The organism is Paracoccus sp. (in: a-proteobacteria) (assembly GCF_030536915.1).
GTDB lineage: Bacteria > Pseudomonadota > Alphaproteobacteria > Rhodobacterales > Rhodobacteraceae > Paracoccus.
Map to the genome: position 1 here is coordinate 1 of NZ_JAUNPC010000003.1, position 16,703 is coordinate 16,703.

At 70.5% G+C, this 16,703-nt stretch carries 10 protein-coding genes, 2 pseudogenes and 1 riboswitch; of the genes and pseudogenes, 6 read left to right on the top strand and 6 right to left on the bottom strand.

Going from position 1 to position 16,703, the window contains the following annotated elements:
- Positions 1-741, bottom strand: a pseudogene (locus tag Q4F04_RS01105) (glutamine--fructose-6-phosphate aminotransferase); the annotation flags it as partial.
- Positions 741-2,084, bottom strand: a complete 1,344-nt coding sequence (gene glmU, locus Q4F04_RS01110; protein WP_303367996.1) for a bifunctional UDP-N-acetylglucosamine diphosphorylase/glucosamine-1-phosphate N-acetyltransferase GlmU — start codon at positions 2,082-2,084, stop codon at positions 741-743. The pseudogene Q4F04_RS01105 and the gene glmU, both read right to left, overlap by 1 nt.
- 102 nt (positions 2,085-2,186) lie before the next feature.
- Here glmU and Q4F04_RS01115 point away from each other — a divergent pair, with 102 nt between their 5' ends.
- Positions 2,187-2,873 (top strand): HAD-IA family hydrolase, encoded by a 687-nt coding sequence (locus Q4F04_RS01115; RefSeq protein ID WP_303367997.1) that lies wholly within the window; start codon positions 2,187-2,189, stop codon positions 2,871-2,873.
- 83 nt (positions 2,874-2,956) lie between these two features.
- Here the strand turns inward: Q4F04_RS01115 and nagZ are convergent, their stop codons facing one another.
- The 3 genes from nagZ to argS form a co-directional block, all read right to left on the bottom strand.
- A complete protein-coding gene (gene nagZ, locus Q4F04_RS01120; RefSeq protein WP_303367998.1) occupies positions 2,957-3,982 on the bottom strand; it encodes a beta-N-acetylhexosaminidase in 1,026 nt (341 codons plus the stop codon).
- Entirely contained in the window at positions 3,979-5,100 is a 1,122-nt protein-coding gene (locus Q4F04_RS01125; protein WP_303367999.1) for an SPOR domain-containing protein, read from the bottom strand. Before Q4F04_RS01125 ends, nagZ begins: the two co-directional genes overlap by 4 nt.
- A 76-nt stretch (positions 5,101-5,176) precedes the next feature.
- Positions 5,177-6,919 (bottom strand): arginine--tRNA ligase, encoded by a 1,743-nt coding sequence (gene argS / locus Q4F04_RS01130; RefSeq protein ID WP_303368000.1) that lies wholly within the window; start codon positions 6,917-6,919, stop codon positions 5,177-5,179.
- Between the two features lie 272 nt (positions 6,920-7,191).
- Between argS and Q4F04_RS01135 the strand changes: the two are divergent.
- From Q4F04_RS01135 to metK, 3 genes and pseudogenes are all read left to right on the top strand, one after another.
- Positions 7,192-8,709 (top strand): annotated as a pseudogene (locus Q4F04_RS01135) (DEAD/DEAH box helicase); the annotation flags it as partial.
- 884 nt (positions 8,710-9,593) lie between these two features.
- Positions 9,594-11,162 (top strand): apolipoprotein N-acyltransferase, encoded by a 1,569-nt coding sequence (gene lnt / locus Q4F04_RS01140; RefSeq protein WP_303368001.1) that lies wholly within the window; start codon positions 9,594-9,596, stop codon positions 11,160-11,162.
- A gap of 31 nt (positions 11,163-11,193) precedes the next feature.
- Positions 11,194-11,245: riboswitch (SAM-SAH riboswitch) on the top strand.
- A gap of 3 nt (positions 11,246-11,248) precedes the next feature.
- Positions 11,249-12,415: a methionine adenosyltransferase gene (gene metK / locus Q4F04_RS01145; RefSeq protein WP_303368002.1), complete on the top strand. Its 1,167-nt coding sequence runs from the start codon at positions 11,249-11,251 to the stop codon at positions 12,413-12,415.
- A 219-nt stretch (positions 12,416-12,634) separates the two neighbouring features.
- Here the strand turns inward: metK and Q4F04_RS01150 are convergent, their stop codons facing one another.
- A complete protein-coding gene (locus Q4F04_RS01150; RefSeq protein ID WP_303368003.1) occupies positions 12,635-15,232 on the bottom strand; it encodes a penicillin acylase family protein in 2,598 nt (865 codons plus the stop codon).
- A 120-nt stretch (positions 15,233-15,352) separates the two neighbouring features.
- Between Q4F04_RS01150 and Q4F04_RS01155 the strand changes: the two genes are divergently transcribed.
- Together Q4F04_RS01155 and Q4F04_RS01160 are read left to right on the top strand one after the other, a co-directional pair.
- Positions 15,353-16,219: an NAD(P)-dependent oxidoreductase gene (locus tag Q4F04_RS01155; RefSeq protein ID WP_303368004.1), complete on the top strand. Its 867-nt coding sequence runs from the start codon at positions 15,353-15,355 to the stop codon at positions 16,217-16,219.
- On the top strand, positions 16,216-16,623 hold the full coding sequence (locus Q4F04_RS01160; RefSeq protein ID WP_303368005.1) for a cupin: 408 nt from the start codon (positions 16,216-16,218) through the stop codon (positions 16,621-16,623). Before Q4F04_RS01155 ends, Q4F04_RS01160 begins: the two co-directional genes overlap by 4 nt.
- Positions 16,624-16,703: the final 80 nt, after the last annotated feature.

A 16,703-nucleotide genomic window follows, 5' to 3' on the forward strand; every position in this document is an offset into this window, starting at 1 on the left:
GCCCTTGTCGATGGCAGTCGCGCCCACGTCGATGCGGGCGGTGTCGCGGCTGGTCTGCCGGTTCTCGCGGTCGAAGATCGCGGCACCCGCGCGGGTGATGACGACATGGTCGCCGTCTTCCAGATAGGTGATCCGGTCGGTGAAGGGCGCCAGCGCGATGGCGTCCGAGCCGAGGAACATCTCGCCATCCCCGTGCCCCAGCGCCAGCGGGCTGCCCTTGCGGGCGCCGATCATCAGGTCGGCCTCGCCCTCGAACAGGAAGGCCAGCGCAAAGGCACCCTGCAGACGGGACAAGGTGGCGCGCACGGCATCGACCGGCGACATGCCCTGCGCCATGTGGTGGCCGGTCAGCAGGGCCACCGTTTCCGTGTCGGTTTCCGTCTGCGCGGCGATGCCATGGGCGGCAAGGTCGGCGCGCAACTCGCGGAAGTTCTCGATGATGCCGTTGTGGACCACGGCGACGGGGCCGTGCTTGTGCGGGTGGGCGTTTCCTTCGGTCGCGGCGCCATGGGTGGCCCAGCGGGTGTGGCCGATGCCGGCATGGCCTTCCAGCGGGTCCAGCACCAGCAGGTCGGACAGGTTCACCAGCTTGCCTACGGCGCGGCGACGGTCCAGCTGCCCCTCGCCATCCACGGTCGCCACGCCCGCGCTGTCATAGCCGCGGTATTCCAGCCGCCGCAGCGCCTCGACCAGTTGCGGCGCCACCTGGTTCCGGCCGAGTATCCCGATGATTCCGCACATTATGCTTTCCCCTTCGCTGCCCGAAGCGCCTGCATGATCCTTGCGGCAAGCCCCGGCTTCGTCACCTGCCGGGCGCGTGCCAGCCCCAGCGCCTCGTCCGGCACATCACCCGTGATGACCGACCCCGAGCCGGTCATCGCCCGGTTGCCGACCCGCACAGGGGCCACCAGCATCGTGTCCGAACCGATAAAGGCATCCGCGCCGATCACCGTGCGGTGCTTGCCGACGCCGTCATAGTTGCAGGTCACCGTGCCCGCGCCGATGTTCGTCCGCTCGCCGATCTCGGCATCGCCCAGATAGGTCAGGTGGCCGACCTTGACGCCCTCGGCCAGCACCGAGTTCTTCACCTCGACGAAGTTGCCGACATGGACATCGCCGCCAAGCTCGGCCCCCGGCCGCAGCCGGGCGAAGGGGCCGACGGTGGCGCCCGCGCTGACATGGCAGCCTTCCAGATGGCAAAAGGGCAGGATCTCGGCCCCGCTTTCGACACTGACGCCGGGGCCGAAGACCACGTTCTGGCCGATGACCGCATCGCGGCCGATGACGGTATCGGGCGCGAACCAGACCGTCGAAGGGTCGGCCATGGCGACGCCGTTCCCAAGCGCCTCGGCCCGGCGGCGCGACTGGAAGGCGATCTCGGCAGCGGCGAGTTCGGCGCGGGTGTTGATCCCCAGCGTCTCGGCCTCGTCGCAGGTCACGACCGCGGCATCGCGGCCCTCGGCGCGGGCGAGGCCGACCACGTCGGTCAGATAGTATTCCCCCGCCGCGTTGTCGTTGCCCAAGCGGCCCACGAGCTCGCGCAACAGGCCCGCCTCCACCGCCATCACGCCCGAGTTGCAGAGCCGGATCGCCCGCGTCGCCTCGTCGGCGTCCTTGAACTCCACGATGCGGTCGAGCCTGTCGCCTCGCGCGACCAGCCGCCCGTAGCGGCCGGGATCGGCGGCCTCGAAGCCCAGCACCGCGACATCCGCCGGATGGCTGACCAGGGCGGCCAGCGTCTCCTCGCCGATGAAGGGGGTGTCGCCGTAAAGGACGACCACCTTGCCGTCGAAGCTCTCCAGCAGCGGCAGGGCCTGAGCCACGGCATGGCCGGTCCCCAGTTGTTCGGACTGGATCGCGATCCCCGCCTCGGGATCGAGCTTGCCCACGGCCTTCGTCACCGCCTCGGCCCCATGGCCCGCGACCACGATCACCCGCTCGGGGTCGAGACTGCGGCCCGCGGCCAGCGCATGGCCGACCAGCGGCACGCCCCCCAGCCGGTGCAGCACCTTGGGCAGGTCCGACAGCATCCGGCTGCCCTGCCCCGCCGCAAGAACGATCAGCGCAACCGCCCGTTCCGTCATCCGACCCTCGCTTCATTGATCTTTGCGGGCCTTCTAGCTAGGCGCAGCGGGAACGGGAAGGGCCGCAGCGGTCACAGAACTTGTCGAAAGGTTACGGAAAACATGGCGCAGGGCGAACGCGGCACGGTGGTCTTCGATCTGGACGGGACGCTGGCCGACACGGCGGCCGACTTAATCGCCGCCGCCAATGCCTGTTTCGAAAGCCGAGGGCTGGGCCGCCTGCTGGACCCGAGGGCGGATGCGGGGATCGCCTTTCACGGCGGCCGCGCCATGCTGCGCGCGGGCTATGCGCGGATGCCGGCCGACAGGCTGCTGCCGCCGGATGCCGAAGAGACCGACTTCCCCCGGCTTCTCGAATTCTATGACGGCTGCCTTGCCGACTCGACCCGCCTTTACGACGGCGCCGAGCAGGCCATAACCGCGCTTGCCGCCCAAGGCTACAGGCTGGCGATCTGTACCAACAAGCCATCGGCCCTGGCCGAGAAGCTTCTGTCCGCCCTGAAGGTGCGCGAATATTTCACCGGCATGATCGGTGCGGACAGCCTGCCGGTCCGCAAGCCCGATCCCCGCCCCTATGTGGCCGCGGTCGAGCAGGCCGGCGGCGATGTCCGGCACTCGTTCCTGCTGGGCGACACCGAGACGGACGTGAAGACCGCGCGGGCCGCGGGCGTCCGCGTGGCGCTGATCGGCTTCGGGCCGGAAGGCGCGGCGATCTCGCGGCTGGCGCCGGATCATGTTCTGGATGGATTCGGGGCGCTGCCGGCGCTGGCGCGCTCCTGGCTGGGGTAAGAGGCGCTGCCGCCTGTGCGACGGGCATCTTCTGTGGCCTTCCTCGCTGGAAATCGTCGGCGATTGTTTTCAGGGTCCGGGCTTCAGGCGGCAAGCACCGCGGCAAGCTCGGCCTGCAGTTCCGCGGCCGGGGTCCGGTCGGGCGCAGCCCGGCGCGCAAGCGCGGCCTCGGCGCGGGCCATGGCCTGATGGGTCATGGGACCCGCAGCCTCGGCGACCTGCGCGAAGCCGGCGCGGCTGAGGTTGCAGGCCAGCACGAGGTCGCAGCCCGCCGCGATGGCGGCCGAGGCGCGCTCGGCCGGGGTGCCGGTCAGGGCGTTCATGCCGATGTCATCGCTCATCAGCAGCCCCCGGAAGCCGATCCGCTGGCGGATCAGCCGGATCGCGGCAGGCGAGGCGGTGGCGGGACGGTCGTCCAGTTCCGTCAGCCGGATATGGGCGGTCATGCCCATGGGCAGGTCGTTCAGCGCCCGGAACGGGGCAAAGTCGGTGGCGTCGAGTTCATCCAGCGGCACGTCCAGCACCGGCAGGTCATGGTGGCTGTCCACCCGCGTCCGGCCATGGCCCGGCAGGTGCTTGGCGATCGGCAGCACGCCCGCGGCAAGCAACCCCTCCGCCGCCGCGCGGCCCAGCAGGGACACGGTTTCCGGGTCCGTGCCGAAGCAGCGGTTCTTCAGAAACGGATGGGTGGCGGCATCCGCGATGTCGAGGCAGGGGGCGGCGTCCGCGTCGATGCCGACGGCGCGCAGTTCCTGCCCCATCAGCCGGTGGCGCAGTTCGACGGCCCGGCGGCCGTCGGCGGCGCTTTCTATCGCGGGCGGCCATTCGGTCCAATGCGGCGGGCGCAGGCGCTGGACGCGGCCGCCCTCCTGATCGACCATCACCACCGCCTCGCGGCCGACCGCATCCCGCAAGTCGGCAGTCAGGTGACGCAACTGGTCGGGGTGATCGACGTTGCGGGCAAAGAGGATGAAGCCCCAGGGATCGGCGTCCCGCAGGAAGGCGCGCTCATCGGCGCCCAGCGCCAGCCCTTCGACACCCAGGATGGTGGCGCCATGCGCCCTCGCCCCGCCCGTCGGGGGCGGTGCAGGCCGGGTGCCAGGGCTCACTGCGCCGCCGCGGGGATGCAGTCGGTGCCGGCGGCGATCAGCGCGGCGCAGAACCTGCGCGCCTCGTCGCGGGTTTCAAAGCCGGCGATGCGCAGCCGGTAGAAGGTGCGGCCGCCGGCCTTGTGCTGCTGCACCACGGGCGCCTTGCCGGTGAACAGGTCGCCGTAACGGCCGGACACGCGGCTCCACTCGCTGTGGGCGATGGCGTCGCTGTCAAAGGCGCCGATCTGGACCAGCGGCGAACCCGAGGCGACCCGCGGCGCCTCGGCCAGCGTGGCATCGGTCGGGGCAGGCGTTTCGGCTGCCGCGGCGGGCGACGCCGCTGCCGGCGTCGCAAGCGCGGCAACGACACGGGGACGCGGTGCGGGACGGGTGGGCGTCGTCACCGACGGCATTGCCCCGGCTTCGGCCAGCGCGGCGGTGATGGCGGTGTCCGTGGTGGGCTGGCCATTCACATCCGTGACGGCGTCGGCGACGGAAACCGCATCCGCTTCGGACGGCGCGACGGCCGGCACCCCGGCGGCGGCTTCCTCCTCGGCGGCGATCCGGGCAAGGCGTGCGGACTCGGTATCGGACATGGCCACGACCGGAAGGGCGTTTTCCTCGACCACCTCGTCGGTGACGGGGGCCTCGCGCGCCGCGACGCCCAGTTCGCCCATGGCGACGTCCTGTCCGCTCAGCGCGGTCGGCGCGGGCGCGATTGCCACGCGCTCGACCGGGGCGCTTTCGGCCCCGGCAGCCACGTCGTTGACGGCAAAGCCCGCGCGGTCGGACAGCATCCCGCCCGGTTCGTCGGGGGCGATCCGGGCTTCGCCCTCGACCGCGCGGATGACGGGGACGCCCGACACATCGCGCACGACAAGCTGGTAGCCCCAGACCATCAGGCTGATCATCAGGACGACCGACACGAGCGCGCCAAGGTAATGGGTCAGCCGCGCGACCCGGCCCAGCACGCTGTCGCGGTCGCTGAGCGGCAGCGCCCCGGCCCCCATGGCGCGATGCGCGTCATCCCAGTCCTCATCCCATTCATGCGACCGAAAGGACGCGTTGGGCTGGCCGCGCCCATGGGGTCCGCGTGCATCGTCATACCCGCCGGAGCGGAAATCCACCACCGTCATCGTATCCTGTCCTGCCTGTTCCGGGTAAGCCCCGGTTTTCGTTGCCGCTCATCCTTCCGGCCGGATGCGTCTTGGATCAGCGCATTTCCTGTGCCGGCGTGACGCCCAAGATAGCGAAACCGGCCGAAATGACAACGCCGACTGCACGTGCAAGCGCGATTTTCGGCGCTGTTGCGGCGATGTCACCATCCTGCACGAAACGCAGCGTCGCCTCGTCGTTGCCGCGGTTCCACAAGGCATGCAGGTCGGACGCGAGGTCATAAAGGTAGAAGGCGATCCGATGCGGCTCATGCGCGCGGGCGGCGATTTCCACGGTGCGGGGCCATTCGGCGATCCGGCGGGCCAGGGCCTGCGCGGCGGGATGTTCGAGGTCCGCGACCGCCTGCGCCAGCGCCGCGTCGGAAATGTCCACGCCCATCTCGCCCGCCCGGCGCAACACGCTGTTGATGCGCGCGCTGGCATATTGGACATACCAGACGGGGTTGTCCTTGGACTGTTCCAGTACCTTGTCGAAGTCGAAGTCCAGCGCGGCGTCGTTCTTGCGCGTCAGCATGTGGAAGCGGGTGACGTCGCGGCCCGCCTGTTCCACCACGTCGCGCAGGGTGACGAAGGTGCCCGCGCGCTTGGACATCTTGAAGGGTTCGCCGTTCTTGAACAGCCGGACCAACTGGATCAGCTTGACGTCCAGCGGCACCCGGCCGTTCGACAGGGCGGACACCGCCGCCTGCATCCGCTTGACATAGCCGCCGTGGTCGGCCCCGAAGATGTCGATCAACTGATCGAAGCCGCGGTCGATCTTGTCCCAGTGATAGGCGATGTCGGGGGCGAAATAGGTCCATGACCCGTCCGACTTCTTCACCGGCCGGTCCACGTCGTCGCCATGGGCGGTGGACCGGAACAGGGTCTGCTTTCGCGGCTCCCAGTCCTCGGGGGTCTTGCCCTTGGGGGGTTCCAGCGTGCCTTCGTAGATCAGCCCCTCGGCGCGCAGCCGGTCGATGGCGGCCTCGATCCGGCCGGTGCCGTAAAGGGCCTTTTCCGAGGAATAGACGTCCATGCGGACGCCCAGCAGGTCCAGATCCTCGCGGATCACCTGCATCATGGCCTCGGTGGCGAAGCCGCGCACCTCGGCCAGCCAGTCGGATTCCGGCTTGTCGAGCAGGCTGTCACCAAAACGGGCCTTCAGCGCCTCGCCCACGGGGATCAGGTAGTCGCCGGGATAAAGGCCCTCGGCGATCTGCGGCTCCTGCCCGTGCGCCTCGCGGTAGCGTTCATAGGCGGAACGGGCCAGCACATCGACCTGCGCGCCGCCGTCGTTGATGTAGTATTCGCGGGTCACGTCCTCGCCTGCGAACTGCAGCAGGTTCGCCAAGGCATCGCCGAAGACCGCGCCGCGCATGTGGCCGACGTGCATCGGGCCGGTTGGGTTGGCGCTGACGAACTCGACGTTGACGCGCGGGCCGTTCCCTGCAGGCACGCGGCCGTAGTCGCCGGGGGCGGACAGGGCCGCGCGCAGGACATCGGCCCAGATGCCGGGGGCAAGGCGCAGGTTCAGGAAGCCCGGCCCCGCGACCTCGGCGCTTGCGATGCGGGGGTCGCCGGTCAGGCGGGCGGCCAGCAGGTCGGCGATCTCGCGCGGCTTCATGCCCGCGGGTTTCGCCAGCACCATCGCGGCATTGGTGGCCATGTCCCCATGGGCGGCGTCGCGCGGGGGTTCCACCGCGACGGCGGCGAAGTCCAGGCCGGCGGGCAGCCTGCCCTGTCCGGTCATGTCGGTCAGCGCCTGGATCACCAGCGCGCGGATGTCGGCGAAGATATTCATGGGTCTCTCATCCTGTCCGTCCTGCGATAGCGAAGCCGCCTGCCCGCCGCAACCGCGCCGGGAAACGAACCCCCGCCCCGGTGCAACTTGACAGGGCCGCAGCAGGCCCCCACCTGCATCGGATCGCGGTTTGAATTGACCTGCGGCCCATTTGGCTGTAGATGCGCGAGGCCCGCATCCGGCGGGCGACCGAGGGGCGCATGGAAGGCCGCGTCCCGCTTATCGCGCAGGTTTGCGCGTCGGACAGCGACACCTCCTTTCGAAAGACCCCGATGACGAAATTCTCCGATCTCAAGCTCGACCCCAAGGTGCTGCAGGCCATTGCCGAGGCGGGCTACGAGAATCCGACGCCGATCCAGGCGGGCGCCATCCCGCCCGCCCTGGAAGGCCGCGACGTGCTGGGCATCGCCCAGACCGGCACCGGCAAGACCGCCGGCTTCGTGCTGCCGATGATCACCCTGCTGGGCCGCGGCCGGGCGCGGGCGCGGATGCCGCGCTCGCTGGTCCTGTGTCCGACGCGCGAACTGGCAGCTCAGGTGGCCGAGAACTTCGACACCTATGCCAAGCACACGAAACTCACCAAGGCGCTGCTGATCGGCGGCGTCAGCTTCGGCGAACAGGACAAGCTGATCGACCGCGGCGTGGACGTGCTGATCGCCACCCCCGGCCGCCTTCTGGACCATTTCGAACGTGGCAAGCTGCTGCTGACGGGCGTCCAGATCATGGTCGTGGACGAGGCCGACCGGATGCTGGACATGGGCTTCATCCCGGATATCGAGCGGATCTTCCAGCTGACCCCCTTTACCCGGCAGACGTTGTTCTTCTCGGCCACCATGGCGCCGGAAATCGAGCGGATCACCAACACCTTCCTGCACGCGCCCGAGCGGATCGAGGTCGCACGCCAGGCCACGACCTCGGAAACGATCACCCAGAAGCTGGTCGAGATCACGCCCACCCGCCGCGACCAGAGCGCCAAGCAGAAACGCGAACTGCTGCGCGCCCTGATCGACGCCGAAGGCGAGAGCCTCAAGAACGCCATCATCTTCTGCAACCGCAAGACCGACGTGGACATCGTCGCCAAGTCGCTGAAGGCGCATGGCTATGACGCAGCACCCATCCACGGCGACCTGGACCAGCGCGTGCGGACGGCCACGCTGGACGGCTTCCGTGAAGGCACGCTGCGCTTCCTCGTGGCGTCGGACGTGGCGGCGCGGGGGCTGGACATCCCGGCGGTCAGCCATGTCATCAACTTCGACCTGCCCAGCCATGCCGAGGACTACGTCCATCGCATCGGCCGCACCGGCCGGGCGGGACGCGAGGGCACGGCCATTTCCATCGGCACGCCGGCGGATGAAAAATACCTGTCGGCGATCGAGGGGCTGGTGAAGCAGACCCTGCCCCGCGCCCCTGTGCCCGAAGGCTTCCAGCTTTCCGACGCGGCCCAGAAGCCGCCCCGCCCCGTGTCCGAGCGCGGCAACCAGCGCGGTGCGCCGACCCGCACGCGCTCTCGCCGCGGGGCGTCGCGGGATGAGCCGGCCCGGGAAAAGGCGGAGGTGAGCGAAAGCCCTGCACCCCAAGAGCCTAGGGCCACCGCCACGGGCGAAAGCCGCAAACCCGCAGGCAACGGCGCCCGCGAGGAGCGCGAGGACCGCAGCCGCGATCACCGGGACGAGCGGCGCGAGCCTGCGCGCGAGGAACGCCGCGACGACCGGCGTCCCCGGGACCGCGACCGGGGTCCGGCGGTGACGGGCATGGGCGACCATACGCCCGACTTCCTGCTGACCAGCTTCAGCGACGCCCTGGCCGTGACCGATGCCCGCATGACCAATGCGCCGCCGCGCAGCGAGGACCCGCCGCGCGAACAGGCGAAAGAGGCGGAAGCGGACGGGCAAGAGGCGGCCGCCTCTCGCAACGCGGAGGGGAATGGCGAGGCCGATACGGCCGCCTCCCCCAAGCGCACGCGGTCCCGCCGCAGCCGGTCGACGCGGGCCGTCAAAGAGGCGCCGTCCGACGATCAGGCGCTTGACGCGGTCGCGGAAAGCGCAAACCCGGTCAAGGCGGAGGCCGAAGCGGGAACCGAGGCCCCGGCGACCGAGGTTGCGCTTGAAAGCGGGCTTGCCGCAGATGCCCCCGCGCAGGAGGCGCCGTCGGGCACCGCTGAGCCCGAGGGTGACGCGGAAGCCCCGGCGACCAAGGCCAAGCCAGCAAGGCAGGCCAAGCCTGTCGCAAAGCCCCGTGCGACCCGCAGCCGCCGAAAGCCCGCCAAGACTGACGCAGGCGCCGAAGACGCCGGGACCGGCGCGGCCCCGCAGTCCGAAGCCCCCGCCGAACCTGCAGAAACGCCCGCAGCCGAAGACGGGCGGGATGCAGGGACCGGAAAGGTCACGACCCCCAGCATCGACGAGGCCGCAAGCCCCTCGGACGCCTTGACTGTCCAGGAAGCATCCGCCGACAGCCGGGACGCACCGGCAGAACGGGAAGATGCCGATGCTCGCCGCCCCGAGGCGGCAGCAGATGTTCCGGTGGAAGGGCCAGTACGCGCCGAGGCCGGCCGGGCGGGGGACGATGCGGTTTCCGGTCCGCAGTCCGATCAGGCCGACCCGCCCCAGCCCGAGGTTGACCAGACCCAAGCGGACCGGGTCTCGGACTCGGCTCCGCAGGCCTGACGGAAGGGATGCAGCGGGCCGCCGGGCCGCCTGCCAAGGCCGTTGCGCGCCCCGGCGGGATCGCAATGGCCGGGCGGATCACGGCCGACTTCGCCATCGGCGTCATTGCCGCCACCGGTCAGGCCCCGTGGGGGCTGTGGCCGCTGACGCTGCTTGCGCTGGCCGCCATGCTGTGGCGCCTGTCGGGGGTGGCCTCTGCCCGTGCCGCCGGCTTGCGGGCGCTGGCTTTCGGCACGGGGCATTTCGCCTTGGCGCTGTTCTGGATCACCCAGCCGTTCCTTGTCGAAGCCGAGATCTACGGCTGGATGTCGCCCTTTGCCCTGATCCTCATGGCGCTGGGAGGCGGGCTGTTCTGGGCAGTTCCGGCATGGATCGCGCATCGGTCGGGCCGGGACCGGCGCAGCCGCGCGGCGGCCCTGGCGCTGGCGATTCTGGTCTCGGACTGGCTGCGGGGCTGGATCTTCACCGGCTTTCCCTGGGCGTTGACCGGCCATGTCTGGATCGACACGCCGGCCGGCCAGGTCGCGGCGTGGTTCGGGGCCATGGGCCTTTCGGCGCTGACCATGGGCGCGGCGCTGCTGATCGTCCTCGGGACGCGGCCCTCGCGCGGACCGAACTGGCCGGCGGCCCTGCTTCCCGGCCTTGGCAATGCGGCGATGCTGATCGGGGCGGCGTGGTTCGCGGGCCTTGCCCGCCTGAACCAGGCCCTGCCCGCCGACCAGCCCCGGATCATCCGCCTGGTCCAGCCGAACGCCGACCAGACCCTGAAGTGGAGCCCACAGTGGGCGCCCGTCTTCTACGAGCGCCTGACCAGCTTTTCGGCGCTGCCGCTCAAGCCCGAACTCGGGACCGGGCGGCCCGATGCCGTGGTCTGGCCCGAAACGGCAGTGCCTTTCCTGCTGGAGGACGCCCAGCCCCTGCTGACCGACATCGCCGCCGCCTCGGGCGCCACCACCATCACCGGCATCCAGCGCAGCGAAGGCTCGGCCTGGTTCAACAGCCTCGCCGAATTCACCGCCGACGCGCGCATCGGTGCGATCTACGACAAGTTCCACCTTGTCCCCTTCGGCGAATACATTCCTTGGGGCGATGCGCTGGCGCGCTTCGGCATCACCGCCTTCGCGGCGCAATACGGCAACGGCTACAGTTCCGGCCCCGGCCCGCAGGTGCTGGCGCTGGAGGGCCTGCCCCCCTTCCAGCCGATGATCTGCTACGAGACGATCTTCGAGCGTCACCTCATGCGCGGCCAGCGCCCCGAGTGGATCCTGCAGGTCACCAACGACGCCTGGTTCGGCGCCTGGTCCGGCCCCTATCAGCATCTGGCGCAGGCGCGGCTTAGGGCAATCCAGTCGGGCCTGCCGGTGCTGCGCGCGGCCAACACCGGCGTCTCGGCGGTGATCGACGCGCGCGGAGAGGTCCGGGCCACCCTGCCGCTGGACCGGGCGGGCATCATCGACGCGCGGCTGCCGGGCGCGCTGCCCCCGACTTTGTGGTGGCGCTGGGGCGATGCGCCGATGCTGGCGCTGATGGCGCTGGCGATGGGCTGGCTCTCCATCGTCCGCAGGCGCAGGCATTGACGCGACCGGGCCGCTCGCGTAGGCCCGCGCATGACCCCCACAACGGCTTCCTGGCGTGGCGCGGTCTTGATCCCAATGGAGCGTTCATGTCCCGTCAGAATTACGTTTTCACCTCCGAGTCCGTCTCGGAAGGGCATCCCGACAAATTGTGCGACCAGATTTCTGACGCGGTTCTCGACGCGCTGCTGGCCGAGGAACCAGAGGCCCGCGTCGCCTGTGAGGCTTTCGCCACCACCGCGACCGTGGTGATCGGCGGCGAGATCGGCCTGAAGGACGAGGGCCGGCTGGCCGAGGTCATGGGCGACGTCCCCGAGATCGCCCGCGGGGTCATCCGCGACATCGGCTATGAGCAGGAAAAGTTCCACTGGAACACCTGCCATGTCCTGAACTTCCTGCACGAACAGTCCGCCCATATCTGGGGCGGGGTCCAGACCGGCGGCGCGGGCGACCAGGGGATCATGTTCGGCTACGCCGTCAACGAGACGCCCGAACTGATGCCGGCACCGATCCAGTATGCCCATGCGATCCTGCGCCGGCTGGCCGAGGCGCGCAAGTCGGGCGCCGAACCGACCCTCGGTCCCGACGCCAAGTCGCAGCTTTCCCTGCGCTACGAGGATGGCAAGCCCGTCGAGGTCACGCAGATCGTCGTCAGCCACCAGCACAAGGACGAGGCGCAGACCTCGGACCACATCCGCGCCATCGTGGAACCCTATGTGCGCGAGGTGCTGCCCCGGGGCTGGCTGACGGAAAACACCGTGTGGCACGTCAACCCGACCGGCACCTTCGTGATCGGCGGGCCCGACGGGGACGCCGGGCTGACGGGGCGCAAGATCATCGTGGACACCTATGGCGGCGCGGCCCCGCATGGCGGCGGCGCGTTTTCGGGCAAGGACCCGACCAAGGTGGACCGCTCGGCCGCCTATGCCGCGCGCTACCTCGCCAAGAACGTGGTCGCGGCGGGATTGGCGGAACGCTGCGTGATCCAGCTCAGCTATGCGATCGGGGTCGCGGCGCCGCTGTCGATCTATGCCGACAGCTTCGGCACCGGCAAGGTTTCCGACGCGGAAATCGAGCGCGCCGTGGGCGAGGTCATGGACCTGACGCCCAAGGGCATCCGCGACAAGCTGGACCTGTGCCGCCCGATCTATCGCCGCACCGCCGCCTATGGCCATTTCGGCCGCGCGCCGGAAGCGGACGGCGGCTTCAGCTGGGAACGCACGGATCTGGTCGAGGCGCTGAAGAGGGCGGTCTGACGCGATCTCCTGCCGGCTCCGGGCGCTTGCGGCCGGAGTTCGGACGGTTCCGAATATCCTCGGGGCGGGCTCACGGCAAACGGTCCGGTGAACCGCTTGCCGTGAGACGGGACGAAGCCCGAGGTGGCGCTGGTCCCCGGCCCTGCCATGCAGTTCCAAGGCGCCCTGCCCCTCGCCCCATGCCTTTCCACGACGGCGCGAAAACCTTGTCCCGCTTGTTCAGGAAGCGGGCCGCAGCACCGTCACCCCCACCGCACCTGCCCGCGCCAGCGTCGGGTCCAGCGACATCGCCACATATTCGCCCCGCCGCCAGCGTTCGGCCTGGTCGTCGTAATGGCGCGACAGCGGGTGGCCTGACTGCCCGGTGGCGATCACGAAGACCGAGCTGTCCGGGTCGGCGAGGTCGTAGACGCCGCGATAGCCCGCCCCTCCGACGGCGGCCCAGGGGTTCGTCCCGCCCCCCATCGTGGGCGCGCGGGCGATGCTCGACCCGTCGCCCGAGGTGGACTGGACGAGGCTGACCACCCACCCAAGCAGCGGCATCCGGCCCAAGGCGGGATGCTCGTGCCGCGCCACATGGATGTCGCCCCAGCGCCAGCTTTCCACGTCCGGCCCGAAGCGCGCCGTCAGGTCGATCAGGGCCGCGTCCAGCGCCTGCCGGGCGATGGTGGGGCAGTCCTCGACGGGGGCCGACTGCGCCACGTCGCACCAAGCCGAGGCGCCATCAGTGTCGCGGAACACGCGGTCGATGAAGGCCGGCTGCAACCTGCCCCCCAGTTCGCCGGCCAGCGGGCCAAGCTCGTCATGGATCAGCCGCTCCTGCAGATGCCGCATCCAGGCGGAATAGATCAGCGGCTCAGGCAGATGCTCGCTCATGTTGCCGTCCCACTCGGCTAGCAGGGCCAGCGCCTCCTGCCGCTGGCGTTCCGGCGTGCCGGGTGCGGCAGGGTCGCCGGTGAACCACAGTTCGGCGCCGACGATCGGCAGCAGCGCACGGGCGGCCGGGCTGACGGTATCAAGCTGCGCGTCGATGAAGCTGTCGCGCGAATGGATCTCGCGCGAGGCAAGCAGCCGCGACAGGCGCGACAGGCGCAGCGGATCGTCGCGGTCATACCCGAGGCTCGGGGGGCGGGCCGCGCCCTCAACCGCGTCGGCGGCAGGGTTCGTTTCATCGAAGGATGAGGCAGGGATGGTCGTCAGCGCGGCCTGCGGATCGGGACCGTCCGACACGGTGCTGCCCGGCGGCGGGATCAGCGCGGTTCCTGCGCCCACCGCCCGCTCGGCCCCGGTCGCGGCCACCATGCCCTGCAACAGCGCGGTGGCGCGCAGCGGATCGTCGGGACCAACCGGATCGAGCCAGCGGACATCCGGATCGCGCCCCGGCGCGGGCATCCGCCCCGCCGTCGGATGCCCGGCGGCGCGGCGCGGGATCTCGCCGGCAAGGACCTGCGCGATGCCGTCTTCGTCGGCCAGCGTCACCTCGACCGCCGGGGCGACGATGCCGCGGACGGCGCGCTGCGCCCCGGCCCGGTCCGGCGACTGCATCAGCGCGACCAGCGCGCTCATGGTGGTGTCTGCCGGCGAAAGCCCGGTCCAGCGCAGCGCGGGGACGTGGCCCGCCGGCGTCACCCCGGCCAGACCGAGCTGCGCCGGCGGAATGACCGGGCCGGCCTCGGTCTCGCGCAGGGTGATGCGGCGGTCGCTTGCGCCATGGACGCGGATGATCTCGTGCCGGGTGCTGAAATCGCGCCAGCCGCCATCGCCCAGATAGCGGTCGGGGGCGCCGGGCTGCACCTCCTCCATCACGATGTCCTGGTCGTCCACCCAGGCGGGGGTCAGCCCCCAGGCAAGGCCGGGGTTGCGCCCGGCCAGGATCGCCGGGATGCCGGGAATGGTGCCGCCGATGACGCTGCCCGCCTGCAGGTCCATGCGCGCCAGATACCACAGCGAGGGCGCGGTCAGCGCCACATGGGGATCGTTGGCCAGCAAGGGCGCCCCCGCCGCCGTGCGATCGGCCGCGGCGGCAAAGGCATTGGCGGTCGCGCCCGGACCGACGCCGACATAGCCGACCAGCGCATCGAACCAGTCCGGCGCCGGACCTTCGGGCGGCGCGACGAAACGCGCGCCGCTGCCGAACAGCGCGGCATAGCCGGGCAAGGGCGGCTCACCTACCGCGCCCACCAGGTCGCCCGCGCGCTGGGGGGCGGCAATCGACACCCGCGCCCGCGTCACCTCGGCCCGGATCTGGCCCGAGGCGCCTGCCGCCACCAGCTTGAGGATCGCCAGCGAATCCGCCGGCTGCCAATAGGCGATGTCGCCGGGCAGCAGGAAGAACTCGGGCGCGCCGCGGCCCCGTGCGCCTTCGTTCACCTGCTGGACCCAGGCGTTCACCCCGTCGGCATAGGCCAGCAGTGCGGCCTGCGTGGCTTCGTCCTGCGTCTCGACCGAGGCCTGCGCGTTCCGCCACAGCCCAAGGCGGCGGGACAGGTCGTCGGCGGCATAGGCGCGCTCGCCGAACATCTCGGCCAGCCGCCCCTGCGCCGCCCGGCGCAACACCACCATCTGGAACAGCCGGTCCTGCGCATGGGCAAAGCCCAGCGCGAAGAAGGCGTCGTGGTCGGTCGCGGCAAGGATATGGGGGACGTTCTCGGTCGTCCGCACGATCTCGACCGGCGCGCGCAGGCCCTCCAGCGCGAATTGCGCGTCATAGTCGGGCAGCGAGCGGACGGCGAAATACCATGCCAGCACCACCGCCGCCACGAACCCGATCATCAGGCCGATGGTCAGCCGGACCAGCCAGCGAAACAGCGAAAGCATGGGCGGGGAACGTCCTTGAAATCGGCGGGCGCCGGTTGACCGGGGCGCCGGGGCAATGGAATGTGCAAGGCTGATAGGGCAGCGGCCGCGGCTTTTCAACGCGGCAGACCGGAGGGATCGATGGCGCGGGTGGCATTCCTGGGACTGGGCGTGATGGGCTTTCCGATGGCGGGGCATCTTGCCGCTGCGGGGCATGAGGTCACCGTCTACAACCGCACCGCCGCCAAGGCCGAGGCCTGGTCCAGCCGCCACAAGGGCCGCCACGCGACGACGCCCCGCGCCGCCGCCAAGGGGGCCGAGTTCGTGCTGGCCTGCGTCGGCAACGATGATGACCTGCGGCAGGTCTGCACCGGCGAGGACGGCGCCTTCGCAGGCATGGCCAAGGGCGCGGTCTTCGTCGATCACACCACCGTCTCGGCACAGGTCACGCGCGAGCTGGCGGTGGTGGCGCGGGCGGCTGGCCTCGGCTTCGTGGACGCGCCGGTCTCGGGCGGTCAGGCGGGGGCCGAGAACGGGCAGCTTTCCATCATGTGCGGCGGCACGCCCGAGGATTACGCCAGTGCCGAGCCGGTGATGGCCGCCTATGCCCGCATCTGCCGCCTGATGGGTCCGTCGGGTGCCGGGCAGTTGACCAAGATGTGCAACCAGATCGCCATCGCCGGGCTGGTGCAGGGCTTGGCCGAGTCGCTGAACTTCGCCGAACGCGCCGGGCTGTCGATCCCCGAGGTGGTCGAGGTCATCAGCCAGGGCGCCGCCGGAAGCTGGCAGATGCAGAACCGCCATGCCTCGATGGCCGAGGGGAAATACGACTTCGGCTTCGCGGTGGACTGGATGCGCAAGGACCTCGGCATCTGCCTTGCGACCGCCGACGAGACGGGGGCGAGCCTGCCCGTCACCGCGCTGGTGGACCAGTTCTACAAGGACGTCCAGGGGATGGGCGGCGGCCGCTGGGACACCTCGTCCCTGATCGCGCGGCTGCGCCGATGACCGCGCCGGTCGTCCACAAGGGCGTGGGCGAGCCCCGCCCCGCGTGGTTCGAGAACAGGTTTGCGGCGAACGGCTGGACCGGCGCCTGGCGGAACGGCGTCCACGACTTCCACCACTACCACGCGACGACGCATGAGGCGCTGGGCTGCTACGCGGACTGGGCCGACATCCAGCTTGGCGGCCCTTCTGGCGAGATCCACCGGATCGAGGCGGGGGACGTGGTGGTGATCCCCGCCGGGCTGGCCCACTGCAACCGCGGCCAGAGCGACGATTTCGCCGTGGTCGGCGCCTATCCGGGCGGTGTCACCCCGGACATGCAGGAAGGCGGGGGCGACCCCTCGATCACCCTGCCCCGGCCGCCGCGTGACCCCGCGCTGGGTGCCGGACGCGGCTTTTCAGCCTGACCCGGGAAGCGGGGGGCCATTGCCCTCGTTCATGGCCACCCCGGCCACATGAGCCCGCCGGTGTTCGATGCTGTGGACAG